Genomic DNA, 18597 nt, shown 5'->3' with positions numbered 1-18597 from the left:
TCTCTGTAATAAAGATTGCACTTTGTTAAGTAATGGAGAAGATAAAATTTAAGTTTATATAATTCACTAGTATTCATTTTAATATTGCTTGCCTATGATTATGAATTTTTAATTCCAATGTTTTCTATTCGGATATGTAGTCATATCCATTGTGTTTTTTAACCTTATATTCATTTAATAACAGAAGGAAATGAAAGAATCTTTTTTAGACATACATTTAAAAGGATGTCGTGTTAAAAGCAATTTATTCAGAATGTTAACCTTATTGCTTTTAATTTTTTGCACGACAAATGTATTTGCACAGCAGAAAAATGTCAGGGGAACGGTTGTTGATGCTTCGGGGGATCCTCTTATTGGTGTAAATGTTTCAGTAAAAGGAATGACAATCGGTATAATTACCGATATGGAGGGTAGATATCAACTGGAAGTACCGGCCAATGCTACGCTTCTCTTTCTTATATTGGATATCGTTCGCAGGAGATTGCGGTAGGTAATCAGTTATCGATCAATATTACGATGCAGGAAGATACTCAAAATATAGATGAGGTTGTGGTTGTCGGATATGGAGTTCAGAAAAAAGAAACTGTTACAGGTGCTGTCTCCACATTGAAGGGGGATGATTTAATAAAAACACCAGTAGCGAATTTATCAAATGCCATAGCAGGTAAAATGTCGGGAGTGGTAACATTTCAGCGTTCCGGTGAACCGGGTTACGATGGAGCAACAATTCGTATTCGCGGTTCAAATACATTAGGAAATAATGATCCGTTGGTTGTCATTGACGGAGTAGCGGCGAGAACTGGTGGTTTGGAACGTCTTGACCCAAACGAGATTGAAACGATGTCTGTACTGAAAGATGCGTCTGCAGCTATCTATGGGGCACGTGCAGCCAATGGTGTGATCTTGATAACTACTAAAAAAGGACGTGCGGGTAAGAAACCGGTGTTTTCTTATTCTTTTAACCAAGGATGGTCTAAGCCTACCAATCTACCGGAAATGTGTGATGCTCCTCAATATGCAGAGTTGATGAATGAATTGTATATGAATAAAGCCATGAAAAATCCGGCTAAGAATAATGGTGTCGGTATGGGAGATTATACTTTGTTTGCAACTCAGGAAGAAATTCAGAAATATCGTGATGGTTCTGATCCTTGGAGATATCCGAATACGGACTGGTATGCGGCAACCTTTAAAGATTGGTCTCCACAGCGAATTCACAATGCATCGCTGGAAGGTGGTTCTGATAAATATCAATACTTTGTAAACTTCGGACATAAATATACAGACGGGCTTTATCATAAATCAGCGAACAACTACAAACAGTTCAACCTGCGTATGAATGTTGATGCACAACTCAATGATTTTATTAAAGTGGGAACTCAATTAATGGGACGTCAGGAAAACCGTAATTTCCCAAGTCAGGGAGCAGGTGATTTGTTATGGTTCACATCCAGAGGCCGTCCAACTGACCAGGCTTACTGGCCTAACGGACTTCCCGGACCGGCACAGGAATATGGGCGTAATCCGGTTGTTGCCTGTACAGATGAAACCGGTTATACGCATGATAAGCGTTACTATATACAAACTAATGCTAATGTAGAAATTACCCAGCCCTGGATTGAAGGCTTGAAACTTGTAGCTTCCGTCTCTTATGATAAATATTTAAAGCAAAGTAAAACATGGTTTCAGCCATGGACTTTATATGATTGGGATAAAGTGAGTTATGAATCAGATGGCACAACACCTAAATTAACGCCGATGTTGAGTTACCCGAACCATGAGGATCCGGACTTGTCTATGGAGTCTACAGACCAGACAAATACAGTTTTAAGCGGTATTATGACATATAATCGGGTTTTCGGAGATCATGGAGTCGATTTTTTGATTGGTATGGAACGCGACTGGTCCGATGCTGAATCGTTTAACGGATACCGGAGGTATTTCCTTTCTACGGCTCTTCATCATTTTAATGCAGGTGGTGATAAAGAGAAAAATGCCAAGAGTGACGGAGATAACTGGGAACGTGCCCGTATGAATTATTTCGGACGTTTTGCTTATAACTATAAAGAGAAATATCTGGCTGAATTTGTATGGCGTTATGATGGTTCTTATATGTTTGCAGCAGGCGAGCGTTTTGGCTTTTTCCCCGGTGTTTTACTTGGATACCGTATTTCGGAAGAGGACTTTTGGAAAGAAAATCTCTCTTTTATTAATTATTTTAAGTTACGTGCATCCTGGGGGCAGATGGGGAACGACCAGGTTTATTATGATGATAAATTAAGGGAATACCAATTTGCACCTACCTATTATTATGAATGGGGATATATTATTGATAATGCGGATGAAAAGGGATTGCGCATCAGTCGTTTTCCGAATCCTGCTATTTCGTGGGAACGTGCTAATAACTTCAATGTTGGTATTGAAGCCCGGACATTCGATAATCGCTTATATTTAGAGGCAGATTATTTTTATAATAAACGTTCAAATATTTTATGGCGTAGAAATGCATCTATTCCTACAACTTCCGGCTTAACATTGCCTGCTGAAAATATAGGTAAGGTTAATAATACCGGTTTTGACTTTAAGATTGAATGGAATGACAATATCGGTAAAGATTGGCGCTATAGTATATCTGCAACCGGAGGTTATGCAAAAAATACCATTAAGTTCTGGGATGAAGCTCCGGGTGCTCCTGAGTGGCAAAAGTCGACAGGTCATCCGATGAATACTTCTTTGTATTACGAGTATGACGGTGTATTTAAGGATTGGGATGAAATCAACGATATAGCTAATCGTCCAAATTATGACGGTATAACAAAGGATGCGGATTTAAAACCGGGTGATATGAAATTTAAGGATCTCGATGGGGATGGTAAAATAACCCCGGATGACCGTTATCGTTCGGACCGTACCAATGAACCGAAATGGACATATGGCATTACAGGATATTTGCAATGGAAAAACTTTGACCTGAACATCTTATTTCAGGGTGCGGCTGATTCATGGACTAAAGTTTACTGGGAAGCCGGTGATATTGGTAATTATCCGAAAACAGTTTATGACAAGCATTGGTCTATTGATAATCCGTCTGACAAATATCCGCGTGTAAACGAACGCAGTCAGTATTATTGGGATGGAACGGCTGCCGGTAGCAACACTTACTGGATGGTCAATACGAATTATATCCGTTTGAAAAATCTTGAAGTAGGATGGAGTATCCCCAAAGCATGGTTGCTGCAAACAAAGTTTATCTCGTATGCCCGTTTGTATGTGAGTGGGGTAAACTTGCTGACTTTCTCGCCAAGTAAAGATATTGACCCGGAAAGTACAAGTTCCAATGCGACAAACTATCCTCAGTCAAAAATTATTAATGTAGGTTTTACTGTAACATTCTAAACTTGATATGAACATGAAAAAAGCGAATATATTATGTCTTTTATCTGTAGCTTTGCTTACTGTGTCTTGCAGTACGGATTTTCTGGATACAAAATCACAGACAGAAATCATGGCAGATGATATATGGAAAGAAAAGAGTCTGGCAGAAGCTTATATGTATGATATTTATTTTGCATTTCAGGATGCCGGCTTTACGGAAGAACTACAGGCTTCGGCTTGCGACGAGGCGATGTTTATACATGGAAGGGAATTTGTTGAGACAAACGCAGGTGCTGTGACTGATGTGAATTTAGGCTGGTTTTCAAAGACTCAGAGTGGGCATCAATGGCAACGTTTATACCTGAATATACGTTCCTGCAATGATTTTATCGAACATGTGGATGACGCAACATTTGCTGACGATGCAAAAAAGCAGTTGAAAGGGGAGGCTTATTTTTTGAGAGCCTATTTCCTGCATCGTTTAACACGTGGATTTGGCGGTGTTCCTATTCAGTTAAAGGTAACCCAACTGACTGACGATCCGGAGTCGTTTTTATTATCCCGTTCTTCTTATACGGATTGTATCGGGCAGGTTCTGGATGATATTGACAAAGCTGCGGAGTGTTTAAAGGATCATACGTTTGATAATACGCAGAAGGGCAGGGCTACATTGGCTGCTGTTAAGGCTTTGAAAGTTCGTGTGTTGACGGATGCTGCCAGTGATTTGCATGACCAGGCTACAGCTTCGGTAAAATCGTCCCTGCTTGCTTCTTATAAAAATCCGGAATTGTTGTTTTACACGCAAGGGTCACGAACGGAGCGTTGGCAAGCCGTTAAAGTCGCAGCAAAAGATTTGTTGGATAATCCGATGGGACATGCTATTCCGACCTATGGAGGTACAGGACTTTCTACAGAAGAAAAAGCCCAAGCTATCTGGCGTTTCTTTCTGGCAGAAAGTGCAGATCATATTTTTTCTCGTTATTTTATCGATACAAAAGACGAAAGTGGTACTAAGATGCCGCTATTTAATGGCCCTTCCGGTTATCATGGATGGGGAGGGAATACTCCTGTTCAAGATTTGGTAGATGCATTTGCAATGGAGGACGGGAGCAAATTTGATTGGAATAATTCTCAACATGCAAACAATCCATATGGTAATCGCGAACCCCGCTTTTATGCAACCATCATGTATGATGGCATGCAATGGATACAGAGACCCGATGATTATGCTTCTATTGAACCGACCGGAAAAATACAGACTGGTTATTATCAGTTGGATCCGTCTGTAACTGATGATTCTAAATTTTATGCAGGAATGGATAGTCGTAGTGGCGGTGGGGAAAATTGGAATGCTACATACACTGGTTATTATTTAAAGAAATATATCAATCCAGCCGATGGGGATCATCGTAACAAGATCAATGCGGTTTTTCCGTTCATTCGTTTGTCAGAGGTTTATTTCTGCTATATTGAAGCTTGCATTGAGTTGGGTGAATTGGACGAGGCGAAAAAGTATCTGAATGAATATCGTGAACATGTGAATTTACCGGCTGTTACAACCAATAATAAAGATGAATTGCGGAAAATTTATCAGAATGAGCGTCGTCTGGAATTTTCTTTTGAAGAAATTCGCTATTGGGATGTCCGCCGTTGGATGACTGCCCTGATCTTCCGGGTTTAAATAGTTTGAAAGGTATTCGTGTTACTGCTACATTGAAGTCAGGAGCTGGCGTTCAATACAAGTATACTGCGGATCCGGATATCTGGAATATGCATTATAAAGTTATAGACCTGAATAATGAAGGGCGTCAGTTTGTTGACAAATGCTATTTTTTACCTATAATGCGTGATGAGAAAAACAGTAATCCAAATTTAATTCAAAATCCAGGTTATGAAAATTAAATAAGTTACAAGTTCTTTTTTTATAAAGTACCGTCTTTGTATTAGAGTATAGACGGTACTTTATTCAGCCTTTTGTTGAGTGATTTGCATTAAATCGGATTTATCATTTGTCTATATAACGAAATAAATCCTATCTTTAGGGTCTCAATTCGTAATTGTAAAAATAATAGTATCATGAAACACAGAAAATTAAGAATGGGCATGGTAGGCGGTGGAAGTGACGCCTTTATCGGTGCAATCCATCGTCGTGCGGCTTTTATGGACAATCAGATCGAACTGGTATGCGGATGTTTCAGTGTAGACCCTGAAATTTCTAAGAGTTCCGGTCTGTCTTATTACTTGCCGGAAGATCGCATTTACAGTACTTATCAGGAAATGTTCGAGCATGAAATGACGTTACCGGAAGGTGAACGGATGGATTTTGTGACTATCGTGACACCTAACCGCTGGCATTTTGAACCGGCTATGATGGCTTTGGAAAGAGGATTCCATGTTGTAGTAGACAAACCGATGACCTTCTCGCTGGAAGAAGCCAAACAACTTCAGAAGAAAGTGGAAGAAACAGGACTGATTCTGGCTCTGACCCATGTATATTCTGCCTATCCGGCAGTAAAAGAAGCCAAAGAACGTATCGCCAGAGGTGAACTGGGGACGCTCCGCCGTGTCTATGTGGAATATCTCCAGGGATGGCTTTCCGACCGGATCGAACTACAGGGGGGAAATAATGCCGGATGGCGTACAGACCCGAAACGCTCCGGAAAAGCCGGTTGTATCGGAGATATCGGTACTCATGCCTGGCATCTGAGTGAATATATAACTGGTTTGAAGGTGCTGGAAGTTTGTGCCGACCTGAATGCCTTTGTGCCCGGACGTCCGATCGATGATGATGGCGCAGCATTCCTTCGTTATGAGAACGGTGTGGTCGGAACTTTAACCGCATCGCAGGTTGCTGTCGGAGAAGAAAATAATATTCGGATCCGTATTTATGGAGATAAAGGTGGTTTGGAATGGCAGCAGCAAGAACCGAATACTTTATATGCTAAATGGTCGAATAAACCGACAGAAGTGATTCGTATGGGAAATAACGGCTTTATCGGCGATATGGCCAAAATGAATACCCGTACTCCGGGTGGCCATCCGGAAGGTTTCATCGAAGCTTTTGCCAATATTTACAGGAACTTTGCCCATACTGTCATGAGTATCAAGAAAGGAGAGAAGCCATGTGAGGAATGTCTGGACTTCCCGACTGTTTATGACGGCGTAAGAGGCATGCAGTTCATTGAAACGATGGTGGAAGCCGGATACAATGAAAATGTAAAGTGGCAGAAGTGGGTAGATTGATGGTCGCACATTAGTAAATCAATTATAGGAATGAAATTAAAAATGTTAGCTTGCTGTTGTTCCTTGCTGGGAGTGACAGCATTTGCTCAAAAAAATGAGTGGAAAGATCCGAACGTAAATGAAGTTAACCGTGCCCCGATGCATACCAACTACTTTGCGTTTGAAACAGAGGATGCGGCGTTGAAGGGATGCAAAGAATCGTCAGTCAATTTTATGACTTTGAACGGGACCTGGAAATTTAACTGGGTGAAGGATGCCGATGCCCGTCCGACAGATTTTTATCAGGTAGGATTTAATGATAAAGGTTGGGCGAATATGCCCGTTCCCGGTATTTGGGAATTGAATGGTTTCGGTGATCCTATTTATGTGAATGTGGGATATGCCTGGAGAAACCAGTTCAAGAATAATCCGCCGGAAGTGCCGGTAGAAAATAACCATGTCGGTTCATACCGTAAAGAAATCATTATTCCGGCAGACTGGAAAGGAAAAGAAATATTTGCTCACTTCGGTTCGGTAACATCCAATATGTATCTTTGGGTAAACGGGCAGTATGTAGGGTATAGCGAAGACAGCAAACTTGAAGCGGAATTCAATCTGACCAAATACCTGAAACCCGGTAAGAACCTGATCGCATTCCAGACATTCCGCTGGTGCGACGGTACGTATCTGGAAGACCAGGATTTTCTGCGTCTGTGCGGTGTCGGACGTGATTGTTATCTGTATACCCGTAATCCTAAATATATTCAGGATATCCGCGTAACTCCGGATCTGGATGCACAGTATAAGGATGCAACATTAAATGTAAGCGTTAACCTGAAAGGCAGTGGCGTTGTGGATGTGAAATTGTTGGATAAACAAGGTAATTCCGTTGCGACAACTACGCTGAAAGGCTCAGGCAAAGTGTCTGCGGATATCGCTGTTTCCAATCCGTTGAAATGGACGGCTGAAACGCCTAACCTGTATACCTTGGTCGCTACGCTGAAAGAAGGCAATAAAGAACTGGAAGTTATCCCGGTGAAAGTTGGCTTCCGTAAGATTGAACTGAAAAACAGTCAGATCCTGGTAAACGGGCAGCCGGTATTGTTTAAGGGAGCAGACCGTCATGAAATGGATCCGGACGGCGGATATGTGGTTTCCCGCGAACGTATGTTGCAGGACATCAAGGTGATGAAGGAATACAACCTTAATGCGGTTCGTACCTGTCATTATCCGGATGCAAACCTGTGGTATGATTTGTGTGACGAATACGGTATTTATGTCGTAGCCGAGGCTAATGTGGAATCCCACGGTATGGGGTATGGCGAACAAACCCTGGCTAAGAATCCGTCGTATGCAAAAGCACATATGGAACGTAACCAGCGTAATGTACAACGTGGTTTCAACCATCCGTCTATTATTTTCTGGTCATTGGGTAATGAAGCCGGTTTCGGACCGAACTTTGAAGCATGTTACACTTGGATCAAGAATGAAGATAAGAGCCGTGCCGTTCAGTATGAGCAGGCAGGAAAGAATGAATTTACCGATATCTATTGCCCGATGTATCTGGGGTATAAAGGTTGTGAAGACTATTGTAATAGTAATGTCGACAAACCGCTTATCCAGTGCGAGTATGCGCATGCAATGGGTAATTCACAGGGGGGATTTAAGGAATACTGGGATCTTGTCCGTAAATATCCGAAATATCAGGGTGGTTTCATCTGGGACTTTGTGGATCAGTCATTGCGTATGAAAAATAAGGAAGGTGTGGAATATTATGGATACGGTGGCGACTTTAACCGCTACGATGCATCTGATAATAACTTCCTGGACAATGGTTTGATCAGTCCGGACCGTAAGCCTAATCCTCATATGCATGAGGTCGGACATATTTACCAGTCGATCTGGGTAACTCCTTCGGACCTGGCAAGCGGTGTCGTGAATGTTTATAACGAAAACTTCTTCCGTGATTTGAGCGGTTATTATGCAGAATGGGAATTGCTGGCTGACGGCGAAGTGGTTCAGACAGGCATGGTCAAAGATCTGGAAGTGGCTCCGCAACAGACCAAATCTGTAAAGTTGAACTATACTACGGACGGAATCTGCAAATGCAAGGAATTGCTGTTGAATGTCGCATTCAAACTGAAAAAAGCGGAAACAATGTTTCCGGCGGGATATACGGTTGCTAAAAATCAGTTGGTTGTCCGCCCGTATAAGGCTCCGGAATTGAAACTGGCAAATGTTGAAAAAGTAAATGTTGCCACGGTAACTCCGGTAATTACAGAAAACGATTACAACTATCTGATCGTTACAGGTGAAAACTTCCGTATCGAGTTCAATAAACACGACGGATTCCTTTGCAAATATGATGTAAAAGGCCAGGCTTTGATCGATGAAGGTGGTAAGCTGACTCCAAACTTCTGGCGTGCCCCGACCGATAACGATATGGGAGCCGGTTTGCAGAACAGATATGCAGCATGGAAAAAGCCGGGACTGAAACTGACCTCTTTGACAAATAAGATGGAAAACGGCCAGGCGATAGTAAATGCTGAATATACAATGGAAGCCGTATCGGCTAAGTTGTCTGTTTCTTATACCATTAATAATGAAGGTGCCGTAAAAGTAACACAGAAGATGATTGCTGACAAGTCGGCTAAAGTATCGGATATGTTCCGTTTCGGTATGCAGATGCAGATGCCGAAAGAAATGGCATTGATCAAATATTATGGCCGTGGTCCGTGGGAAAACTATTCAGACCGTAACAATGTGACCGATCTGGGTAAATTCTGCCAGACAGTGGATGAACAATTCTACTCTTATATCCGTCCGCAGGAAACCGGTACAAAAACGGATATCCGCTGGTGGAAACAGACAAACAAGGGTGGCAACGGTCTGATGTTTGTTGCCGAGGCTCCTTTCTCAGCTTCTGCATTGAACTACTCGATCGAATCACTGGACGACGGTGTGCAGAAAGACCAGAGACATTCAGAATTAGTCCCGAAAGCAGACTATACCAACCTTTGTATCGACAAGGTACAGATGGGGCTGGGATGTGTGAACAGCTGGGGCGCATTGCCTTTGGAGCAATATCGTTTGCCTTACGGTGATTATGAATTTACTTTCATTATGACACCGGTACAGTCAAATCTTTAAGGGATACTGAAAATAATTAAAAAAAGCATAATCTGCTTACTTATTACGTTAAATAGGTGGGTTATGCTTTCTTTATATTAAGGAAAATGCTACTTTTATTGCCGATTTTTAAATCTAATTCTCAGACTAAGTGTAAATATTGAATACCATAAAAACAGATGGCTACTAACAAGAATTCTAATCGATACTCATCAGGCCTGAAGAAGAATTTTTTTAAAGGAAAGACCTTTATGCTTCTTTTGGGCGTAATTTTTGGTGCCGGGGTAATGATTCTGGCTTATAATACTTCCGTTTATTTTTCCAGTGACGAATCCTGTATGATGTGTCATGTGCATCCGCATGTGGAAGGCAGCTGGAAACTATCCAAGCACGTAAATAACGGTAGTGGTGTGAAAGTGCATTGTGTGGACTGCCACCTTCCGCCTAAAAACGATACCTGGAACCATTATACGGCAAAAGCAAAACTGGGCTTAAAAGATGTCTGGTCTTTTATGACCAAAGACAGTGCCGATTTTGACTGGGATGTGAAGTCAGAACTGGATCATGCCGTTAAATATATTCCGAACGAATCATGTAAAGAATGTCACCAGAATTTGTTTCCGGAAGGAATTACGAACGACGGTATTACAGCACACCTTTATTATGATGAAAATGAAAAGAAACTGGACTTGCAGTGTATCAGTTGTCACCTGGATGCCGGACATTATAATCCCAACTACAACCATTCCAAGTTGACAGGTATTCCTGGTGTGGCTTCCGGATCTTCGGCTGTCGATACAAGTCTTTATTTCAAGGAACCTGCACAGGTAACAAGTTTTGCCGATTATGTAGAACAGATACCCGGAACACCGGTGTCTTTTAAAATGGTTGCCGTGCCGGGCGGTACGTTCAAAATGGGTAGCACCAGCAAGGAACCGTTCCATAAACCGGACGAAGCACCTGTACGCAACGTAACGGTCAGCTCGTTCTTTATGGCTGAGGTGGAAGTTACCTGGGACCAGTACTGGTCGTTCTATGGAAATACGATGAGCGAGGGACGTACTCCTCCTGAAACGGTTTATGCGAATAACAGCAATCCGGATGTGGATGCTATTTCCGGTCCGACACCTCCGTTCGGATTCCCCGACCAGGGATGGGGTGGCGGCGATCGTCCGGCTATCACAATGACACATTATGCAGCTGAAACATTCTGCCAGTGGTTATCAAAGAAGACCGGCAAGAAATACCGTCTGCCGACCGAAGCCGAATGGGAATATGCAGCCCGTGGAGGTACGGAAACTCCTTACTTCTTCAGCGGCAGTCCGAAAGACTTCTCCGATCAGGGATTCTGGCGTAAGTTCTTCGATGCAAAAACCGACAGTATCGGCTCGTTCGTCATTTACAGCAAGAACAGTAAGAATAAGACACAGGAACCGGAACTGGTGAAAGCCAATCCGTTCGGATTAAAGAATATGTTGGGTAATGTCATGGAATATTGTGCAGATAAGTATGATCCCGAAGCCTATAGCAAGGGAGGCGAGTCTGTTACGAATCCGTTGGTAACCGAAGGAACGGAATGGGTAGTGCGCGGAGGTAATTATACTTCTGACGCGGCAGACCTTCGTTCGGCAGCCCGCGACTATACCAAACATGAAGCGTGGTTAAAGACTGACCCGCAACAACCTAAAAGTATCTGGTGGTATTCTGACATACGTGGCATTGGCTTCCGTGTGGTGTGCGAGCCGGATTCATCCATTCAATAAAGTAGACTAGTGTAAAAATTATATCAATTCTTTAAATTTGCTATATCATGAAAAAGGAAAACAGTATCAGTAGAAGATCATTTTTAAAAAGTTCAGCGATGGCCGGTGCACTGGGTGCAATCGGTACAGGTAGTGCAGCAAGTGTGGTTCTGACTTCATGCGGCGGGGGAGAAAAAGCCGCTGCTTTGAAACCGCTGAAAGAACCGGGCACTTATTATATTCCGGAATTGCCGGATCTGGCAACCGACGGGAAAGAGCTGAAAGCCGGTGTTATCGGTTGTGGCGGACGTGGTTCCGGTGCCGCTTTCAACTTCCTGAATGCAGCAAATGGCGTGACTATTGTTGCGTTGGGTGATACTTTCCAGGAAAGAGTTGACGAACTGGCCGGTAAGTTGAAAAAAGATAAGAATATAGATATTCCTGCCGACAAACGCTTTGTAGGTCTGGATGCATATAAACAAGTAATAGACAGTGGCGTGGATGTTGTGATCATTGCGACTCCTCCCGTGTTCCGTCCGGTACATTTCCAGTATGCGACAGAAAAAGGGAAACATTCATTCCTTGAAAAACCGATCTGCGTGGATCCGGTTGGTTATCGTACGATCATGGCTACAGCTAAACAGGCGGAAGCAAAGAATTTGCGTGTGATTACCGGTACGCAACGTCACCACCAGCGTTCTTATGTAGAATCTTATAAAAAGATCATGGAAGGAATGATCGGAGAGATTACAGGTGGTACTGTTTACTGGAATCAAAGTATGCTGTGGTTCCGTGAACGTCAGAAAGAATGGAATGATTGCGAATATATGATTAAGGACTGGGTGAACTGGAAATGGCTGTCGGGTGATCATATTGTTGAACAGCATGTGCACAACATTGATGTGTTTACCTGGTTCAGCGGTTTGAAACCGGTTAAAGCTGTGGGTTTCGGTTCTCGCCAGCGTCGTATTACCGGTGACCAGTATGATAACTTCAGTATCGACTTTACCATGGAGAACGGTATTCATATGCACAGTATGTGCCGCCAGATAGATGGTTGCGTTAGTAATGTAAGTGAATTTATTCAGGGATCCAAAGGTTCATGGGACAGTTCTACGATGGAGATCAAAGACCTTGCCGGTAATGTGGTATGGAAGTATGATTATGAAGCAGAAAAAGCAAACTTCAAACAGACCGACCCGTATACCTTGGAGCATGTAAACTGGATCAATAGTATCCGTGGTAACAAACCACTTCAGCAGGCTTCCGAAACAGCTATTTCGAATATGGCAGCTATTATGGGACGTGAATCGGCTTATTCCGGTGCTGAGACGACCTGGGATGCTATGACTGCTTCTCCGTTGGATTATACTCCGAAAGACCTGAATCTGGGTAAGATGGATATGAGCACATTTACTGTTCCGGTTCCGGGAAAACCTCGTGATCAAAATAAATAAAGATATGACATTAAACAGAAGAAACTTTTTAAGAATAACCTTGTCTGGTGCTGCGGTAGCAGCCGTAAGTACCGGCACGTTGGCATCCTGTGCATCGAAGGCTTCTTCGGATGAGAAATGTCCGGAAACGAAGTCTTGCTGCAACACCAAGGCGAAACTGAACCTCTCTTTCCAGGAAGGCATCGCTCCGGGTGAAAACCTGAACCAGAAGCTGGACTATATGGAAAAGCTGGGTATTGTCGGTTTTGAACCGGGAGGCCGTGGACTGAAAGACCGTGTAAAGGAAATCAAAGAAGCCCTGAGCGGTCGTGATATCAAAGTCAGTGCCATTTGTGCAGGGTTTGAAGGTTTTATCCTCTCTACTGATCCGGCTATCCGTCAGAAATGTATGGATACGATGAAAGAGATTATCACCGCAGCCGGCGAACTGGGATCGACAGGGGTTATCATCGTTCCGGCTTTCAACGGGCAGGTACCGGCATTACCTCATAATCAGGAAACCCGCGACTTCTTGTGCGAGCAGTTCACCGAAATGGGAAACCATGCCGCTCAGAACGGAACGACCGTGATCTTTGAACCTTTGAACCGTAAAGAATGTTTCTATATGCGTCAGGTGGCTGACGCCGCTTCCGTATGCCGGGATATCAACAATCCGGGAGTACGTTGCATGGGTGACTTCTGGCATATGACCTGGGAAGAAACGTCCGATATGGGAGCTTTTATCTCGGCTGGAGACTATTTGCAGCACGTACACGTGGCAAGCCGCAAACGTCGCAGCATGCCGGGTGAAGACGGGGAAGCAGATAACTACGTAGACGGCTTCAAGGGCCTGAAGATGCTGGGTTATGACAAATACGTAAGTTTCGAATGCGGATGCCAGGGCGATCGTAACATCGTTGTCCCTGCCGCGGTAGAACTCTTGCGCAAACAATGGGAAGAAGCATAAATTATGCCTTTAGTATATCCAAATATGCAAATGAGTGAGGTGGTGGAAGAACATCCCTCACTCATTCCTGTAATCAACCGGTTCGGTATCCGCCTCGGGTTGGGCGATAAATCGGTGAAGACGATCTGTGACGAATATCAGTTGGATACCGATTTCCTGCTGACTGTAATCAACACGTTCCTGAACGAGGAATACTTCCCGGAAAGGAAGTTACAGACATTCCATACGACACAGATTATCGATTACCTGACCAAGACCAATCTTTACTACCTGCGTTACCAGTTGCCGAACATAGAGCGGCACCTAACTTCTTTCATCTCTATGAGCACGCCGGGAAACAATACGTTGAACCTGATCGGCAAATTCTTCTCCTCTTTCAAGGAAGAGCTTACGGCACGCATCGAACATGATGATAAGGAATGGTTCCCTTACTGCCTGGCGTTGAGTGAAAAAATAAAAGGAGGCTGTAATTCCGATGAAAAAGAGGCACTCCATCTGGGCGACGAGCAGCGTTCGGAAGATGCTATAGAAGCATTGTTGTCCGACCTGAAAGGCATCATGATCAAGCATCTTTCCGGCGATTACAACGAGAATCTGTGTTATGCCGTGATCTTTGGGATCAGCAGCCTTGAAAAAGACATCAAGCAGCATAACCGTATCCGTTACCGTATCTTGACTCCGATGGTCTCTGCCATGGAGAAATTATGTAAATAACCCCTGTCGATGCACCGGAACAAACAAATAGCGATTATCTTACCCGACACTCTACAAAGTATAGGTCTTCAGAGTCTGCTGACCGACTACTTTCCTCCGGTCGAGGTCTGCTATTTCCCTGCATTCGAGATTTTTAATGCGGCAGGTGGCAATGATGCGTTCGATTATTATTTTACCTCTCCGGACATCATGGTGTTGAACGCCGATTTTTTCCTTCCCCGCCGTAGCAAAACCACGGTACTGATCGATGGGGGAGAGGGCACCGGCGGTATTTCCACCACCAACCATATAACCATCAAGGCATCGCAGGAGATTATCATCGAGCAATTGCAGCAACTGTTTACCAGCGACAGTTCCGCTTACACAGTCGGTGAAAACAGCAAGGACCTTTCTTCCCGCGAGACCGACGTCCTCCAACTGATCGTCAAAGGCATCACGAATAAGGAGATTGCCGACAAACTGAATATCAGCCTTAACACTGTCCTGACTCACCGCAAGAATATCACAGCCAAGCTAGGCATCAAGACCGTCTCCGGTTTAACATTCTATGCCATCATGAACGGGATTATTTCGGGGGATGATATTGAGTTATAATCCTTGATAGTAATTGTCAAAATCTTCGCAATACAGATAATGAGTTTTCATTTCAGAAATGCCGGCGATATATTCGTTCATTAGTTGTATACAAACTAACTTTCATACTGTGTCAATGGGATAGTGAGACCTCTTGCAATTATTCTTTTTAACTATAATCTTTCAGTTATAAAATATATTCTTACATTTGCAGAACAGTTACGCTATCAAGGCGATAGCGAACATAACCATAAAATATACTTAACTATGGAAGAAGAATTAATTCCGTTAAAGGAGAAGTTTATCAACCCTTTTTCAGACGTTGGGTTTAAAATGATTTTCGGGAGTGAAGTTAGCAAGGAGTTGATTATCAAATTTCTCAACAGTTTGTTAAATGAAGGTATTACGGATATAACCTTCCGAAATGTAGAAGCATTAGGGATGGGGCGAAACGACCGCAAGGCAGTATTCGACATCTTCTGTGAAACAGACAAGCATGAAATGATAATCGTGGAGATGCAAAAGAGTTCCCAGAAATATTTTTCCGACCGGGTGTTATATTACGCTTCCTTTGCTATCCAGCAACAGGCTACTTACGCAAAAGAACAGTTGGAGCGGGCGTTGGAACAGGAAGCAAAGAATGGTTGTAAGGCAGAGACGAAGTTGCTTCGCTGGAACTATGCTGTGAACCGTGTGTATGTAGTTTGTGTTTTAAACTATATAATGGATCGCAAGCATCCTGAAAAATACCGTTGGGACGTGGTCCGTATGGACCGTGAGTTGAAAGAACCTTTCAGCGAAACATTAACGGAGGTTTATCTTGAAATGCCTAAATTTAAACTGCTCCTATCGGAATGCGATACGTTATACAAGAAATTTTTATATGTACTAAACAATATAGAGATCATGGCACGATTACCCAAGGAATTGAACGAACAGATTTTCCAGAAGCTGAAAAGCATAGTGGAAATCGAACGTATGACCCCTGACGAACGTTTGGAATACGAGCTAAGCCTCTCCACCGAACGTGACCTGTATGCCTGCATGGAAACTAAATATGAGGAGGGTATGGAAAAAGGCAAATTCGAGGGTATCAAAGAGGGTATGAAAGAGGGTATCAAAGAAGGCATTCGTGAAGTCGCCCTCCGCCTCAAACAACTCGGCATGGATATGCAATCCATCATGCAAGCCACCGGCCTGACCGAATCCGAGATACAAGCTTTGTAATTACTATATATTATATATAGCAGGCGATCCATATCAGATCGCCTGTTTCTATTATCAAGTATTTCTACCTTTTCCGCCCGTTCAGATTATCCAGCAAAAACTTTCCGGGTTTAAACTTGACACTCACACGGGGAGCGATGAGGTAGGAAGTGCCGTAGATAAAGTTGTGCCATAATTTACCTGATTGAAAATGATACTTTCACAAAGGTAGAGAAATATTCTTAATAATATACCTTTTCACCGAATCCGGGATACAAGCACTGTCATCCCTATACATTATATATGTAGCAAGTTCTCCGGGCCAGGTCGCCAGCTATATTTTCCCTACCAATACCTACTATTTCTGCGGTATAAGATTATGCCGGTTATTAGCTAAATAATGTCATTTGCAAACAATACCTGTCGTTTGTGGAAATAAATTGCATAATCATTTCGTAATCTTTAGCTTTAGGCAATTATAGATCTTCGAATCTTATACCAACTGTTCTTATGAAAGAAAGTAAGCAAGATAGAATATCTGCCGCCAGAACGATCTGTCCGAATCTGGGAGGTGCAGTGCGTTTTCCAGATGCTCGTTCTCAGGTCGTAGCGCAAGCAAAACTAACTGCTTTGATTCGACAAACAGGCCATCCCTCTGTTATCCAGCGGCAAATCGGACTGTATGGCAACGTTGGAGATATTGTTATTACAATGTATGGAGAGGTATGGCGGATTGTAGCTGTCAACCCCGAGACTTATACGATCGAATATGCCGGAACAAGAGCCCGCATGATAACGAGGCAGAATGTCTCTCCTGATGATGAACGATATAGATTGGCTGGTGCCGAAACAAGCTCATCCGACCAATCTGATTCCGAAACGAGCTCATCTGACCATTCTGATTTATCCGAAGCCTATCAATCAGACGATATAAGTGAACCAAGCAGTGGTGAATCGGATGATATATATAGGCCTACTACCGGTGAAACGATTCATACGAAGATCCATACTCCTCATTCTGCCGAGCATCGCAGTGCAATAGCAATCCGTGATATGCGTGCAGGAAGAGAACTCACCTATCCGCAGCCTTTTCTGACGCAAATAGGATCGGGCATGTTTGAATTTTCTCCTACTACCTGGCGAAAAGACTTTGGCGTGTATCCCGTAACCAGAAATGAGGACGAGGAAGCACGGCAAAGAGAGGGGAATGCTAAAACCTATCGTCAGTTAGCAGCCTTAGTGGAAGCAGATCGTAAAAGAATCGGAGCAACGGAATCTCAACTCAAGGAATGCTTAAACGCTATTTTGCGGAGTAACACCGGAGTCTCTTTAGAAGATATGCGAGCACTATATCCTTTCCTGGATGAGGAAACTTTGGCACATTTGTCGGAGTTGGCGGCAATTTTAAGATTGGACCAGGCGAGAGCACATCAGGCGAGAGGCGTGATCGATGCCGAAGTCTTTCAAAAAGGAGCATCTTTTACCGCAACTTTTGGAAGTGGCACTTCAGCCGCTCCTGCCTATAGAGGTGCCAGATCGGCGACTGTACATAAAGGTCAGGGTGGCGTACAATCACTTAGACAGGCTGATGATACTGAATTCGCCAGTACTGAATCCCCGACTAGATATAGGATAGACACATTGACCGATGAAGAACTTATTAGTTTTATAGATAAAGCCGTTGATCAAAAGGCTACTTGGGCAATAAATCTGTCACGTATGGCCGAGGAAGGAGGAAGTGCTGTTGCATTAGAATACTTACGTCAAACAACCAGCCGTATCAGTGTTATGCCGAATGGCCGTATTTTTATTCATTTACGAGGTGGCTGATCTTTTTACTGGAGATCAGCATATAGTTATTAAAATGACAAAATAAAGCTGGTGATAAATAATTAGGATAAAATTTTAAATATACCTGATTCTCAAAATGACTAGAAAAAACGATCGTTTTTATTTGTCAGCAAAACTAGGACTTTTTTTAATACCGACCAAACTTTTCACTATTTATTAATGCTTAATAATCAAGTTCTTTTGAGGAAAACACAAAAAAGGTGATGCTCCCGTGAAAATGACTAGAAAAAACGATCGTTTTTTTTAGTCATTTTTATTTTGACAAAACGGTCGAATATTAACCGGAGATCTAACAAAACTCCACAATCCGCACTAGTATGCAAAACAAATTAAGAGGATGGCTGGCAGATAACAGCTTAACGGCAGATCCGAAAGATCGGAT

The 18597-nt window shown here is 42.9% G+C and carries 13 protein-coding genes; all 13 read left to right on the top strand.

Annotation, left to right across the window (positions count from 1 at the left end; translation table 11 throughout):
• Positions 1-190: 190 nt before the first annotated feature.
• The 13 genes from DXA15_RS26125 to DXA15_RS08350 all read left to right on the top strand — a co-directional run bounded on the left by DXA15_RS26125 (position 191) and on the right by DXA15_RS08350 (position 18194).
• Positions 191-490 (top strand): carboxypeptidase-like regulatory domain-containing protein, encoded by a 300-nt coding sequence (locus DXA15_RS26125; protein WP_233567001.1) that lies wholly within the window; start codon positions 191-193, stop codon positions 488-490.
• Complete coding sequence (locus tag DXA15_RS08400) at positions 415-3396, top strand: SusC/RagA family TonB-linked outer membrane protein (RefSeq protein ID WP_369683046.1); 2982 nt, start codon at positions 415-417, stop codon at positions 3394-3396. Before DXA15_RS26125 ends, DXA15_RS08400 begins: the two co-directional genes overlap by 76 nt.
• A gap of 13 nt (positions 3397-3409) precedes the next feature.
• The gene (locus DXA15_RS08395) at positions 3410-5056 is read left to right on the top strand and encodes a RagB/SusD family nutrient uptake outer membrane protein (RefSeq protein WP_233566999.1); all 1647 of its coding nucleotides are present in this window, start codon (positions 3410-3412) and stop codon (positions 5054-5056) included.
• 5 nt (positions 5057-5061) lie between these two features.
• Positions 5062-5277: a RagB/SusD family nutrient uptake outer membrane protein gene (locus tag DXA15_RS26120; protein WP_233566997.1), complete on the top strand. Its 216-nt coding sequence runs from the start codon at positions 5062-5064 to the stop codon at positions 5275-5277.
• A 174-nt stretch (positions 5278-5451) separates the two neighbouring features.
• Positions 5452-6618: a Gfo/Idh/MocA family protein gene (locus tag DXA15_RS08390; RefSeq protein WP_128133740.1), complete on the top strand. Its 1167-nt coding sequence runs from the start codon at positions 5452-5454 to the stop codon at positions 6616-6618.
• Between the two features lie 30 nt (positions 6619-6648).
• Entirely contained in the window at positions 6649-9747 is a 3099-nt protein-coding gene (locus DXA15_RS08385; protein ID WP_128133739.1) for a glycoside hydrolase family 2 TIM barrel-domain containing protein, read from the top strand.
• A 158-nt stretch (positions 9748-9905) separates the two neighbouring features.
• Complete coding sequence (locus DXA15_RS08380; protein ID WP_128133738.1) at positions 9906-11489, top strand: SUMF1/EgtB/PvdO family nonheme iron enzyme; 1584 nt, start codon at positions 9906-9908, stop codon at positions 11487-11489.
• A 47-nt stretch (positions 11490-11536) separates the two neighbouring features.
• Positions 11537-12925, top strand: coding sequence for a Gfo/Idh/MocA family oxidoreductase (locus DXA15_RS08375; protein WP_128133737.1), 1389 nt, complete (start codon positions 11537-11539; stop codon positions 12923-12925).
• 4 nt (positions 12926-12929) lie between these two features.
• Positions 12930-13871 carry a sugar phosphate isomerase/epimerase gene (locus tag DXA15_RS08370; protein WP_128133736.1) on the top strand — a complete coding sequence of 314 codons (942 nt, stop codon included), beginning with the start codon at positions 12930-12932 and terminating at the stop codon, positions 13869-13871.
• A 24-nt stretch (positions 13872-13895) separates the two neighbouring features.
• Positions 13896-14585: a helix-turn-helix transcriptional regulator gene (locus tag DXA15_RS08365; RefSeq protein ID WP_199676267.1), complete on the top strand. Its 690-nt coding sequence runs from the start codon at positions 13896-13898 to the stop codon at positions 14583-14585.
• Positions 14586-14594: 9 nt separating this feature from the next.
• Entirely contained in the window at positions 14595-15179 is a 585-nt protein-coding gene (locus DXA15_RS08360) for a response regulator transcription factor (RefSeq protein WP_046145191.1), read from the top strand.
• Between the two features lie 246 nt (positions 15180-15425).
• Complete coding sequence (locus DXA15_RS08355; protein WP_128133734.1) at positions 15426-16385, top strand: Rpn family recombination-promoting nuclease/putative transposase; 960 nt, start codon at positions 15426-15428, stop codon at positions 16383-16385.
• 489 nt (positions 16386-16874) lie between these two features.
• Positions 16875-18194 (top strand): hypothetical protein, encoded by a 1320-nt coding sequence (locus DXA15_RS08350; RefSeq protein WP_128133733.1) that lies wholly within the window; start codon positions 16875-16877, stop codon positions 18192-18194.
• Positions 18195-18597 lie beyond the last annotated feature (403 nt).

This window comes from Parabacteroides sp. AM58-2XD (assembly GCF_003463685.1).
GTDB classification, from domain to species: domain Bacteria; phylum Bacteroidota; class Bacteroidia; order Bacteroidales; family Tannerellaceae; genus Parabacteroides; species Parabacteroides segnis.
Note: the sequence above shows the minus strand (reverse complement) of the source record. Positions and strands in the feature narration are given on the sequence as shown.

What these genes read in the sequence shown, in the direction of transcription:
- DXA15_RS08375 (WP_128133737.1), top strand. Translation starts at nt 11,537, where the DNA reads ATGAAAAAGGAAAACAGTATCAGTAGAAGATCATTTTTAAAAAGTTCA.
- DXA15_RS08390 (WP_128133740.1), top strand. Translation starts at nt 5,452, where the DNA reads ATGAAACACAGAAAATTAAGAATGGGCATGGTAGGCGGTGGAAGTGAC.
- DXA15_RS08360 (WP_046145191.1), top strand. Translation starts at nt 14,595, where the DNA reads ATGCACCGGAACAAACAAATAGCGATTATCTTACCCGACACTCTACAA.
- DXA15_RS08380 (WP_128133738.1), top strand. Translation starts at nt 9,906, where the DNA reads ATGGCTACTAACAAGAATTCTAATCGATACTCATCAGGCCTGAAGAAG.
- DXA15_RS08365 (WP_199676267.1), top strand. Translation starts at nt 13,896, where the DNA reads ATGCAAATGAGTGAGGTGGTGGAAGAACATCCCTCACTCATTCCTGTA.
- DXA15_RS08370 (WP_128133736.1), top strand. Translation starts at nt 12,930, where the DNA reads ATGACATTAAACAGAAGAAACTTTTTAAGAATAACCTTGTCTGGTGCT.
- DXA15_RS08395 (WP_233566999.1), top strand. Translation starts at nt 3,410, where the DNA reads ATGAAAAAAGCGAATATATTATGTCTTTTATCTGTAGCTTTGCTTACT.
- DXA15_RS08350 (WP_128133733.1), top strand. Translation starts at nt 16,875, where the DNA reads ATGAAAGAAAGTAAGCAAGATAGAATATCTGCCGCCAGAACGATCTGT.
- DXA15_RS08385 (WP_128133739.1), top strand. Translation starts at nt 6,649, where the DNA reads ATGAAATTAAAAATGTTAGCTTGCTGTTGTTCCTTGCTGGGAGTGACA.
- DXA15_RS08355 (WP_128133734.1), top strand. Translation starts at nt 15,426, where the DNA reads ATGGAAGAAGAATTAATTCCGTTAAAGGAGAAGTTTATCAACCCTTTT.
- DXA15_RS26125 (WP_233567001.1), top strand. Translation starts at nt 191, where the DNA reads ATGAAAGAATCTTTTTTAGACATACATTTAAAAGGATGTCGTGTTAAA.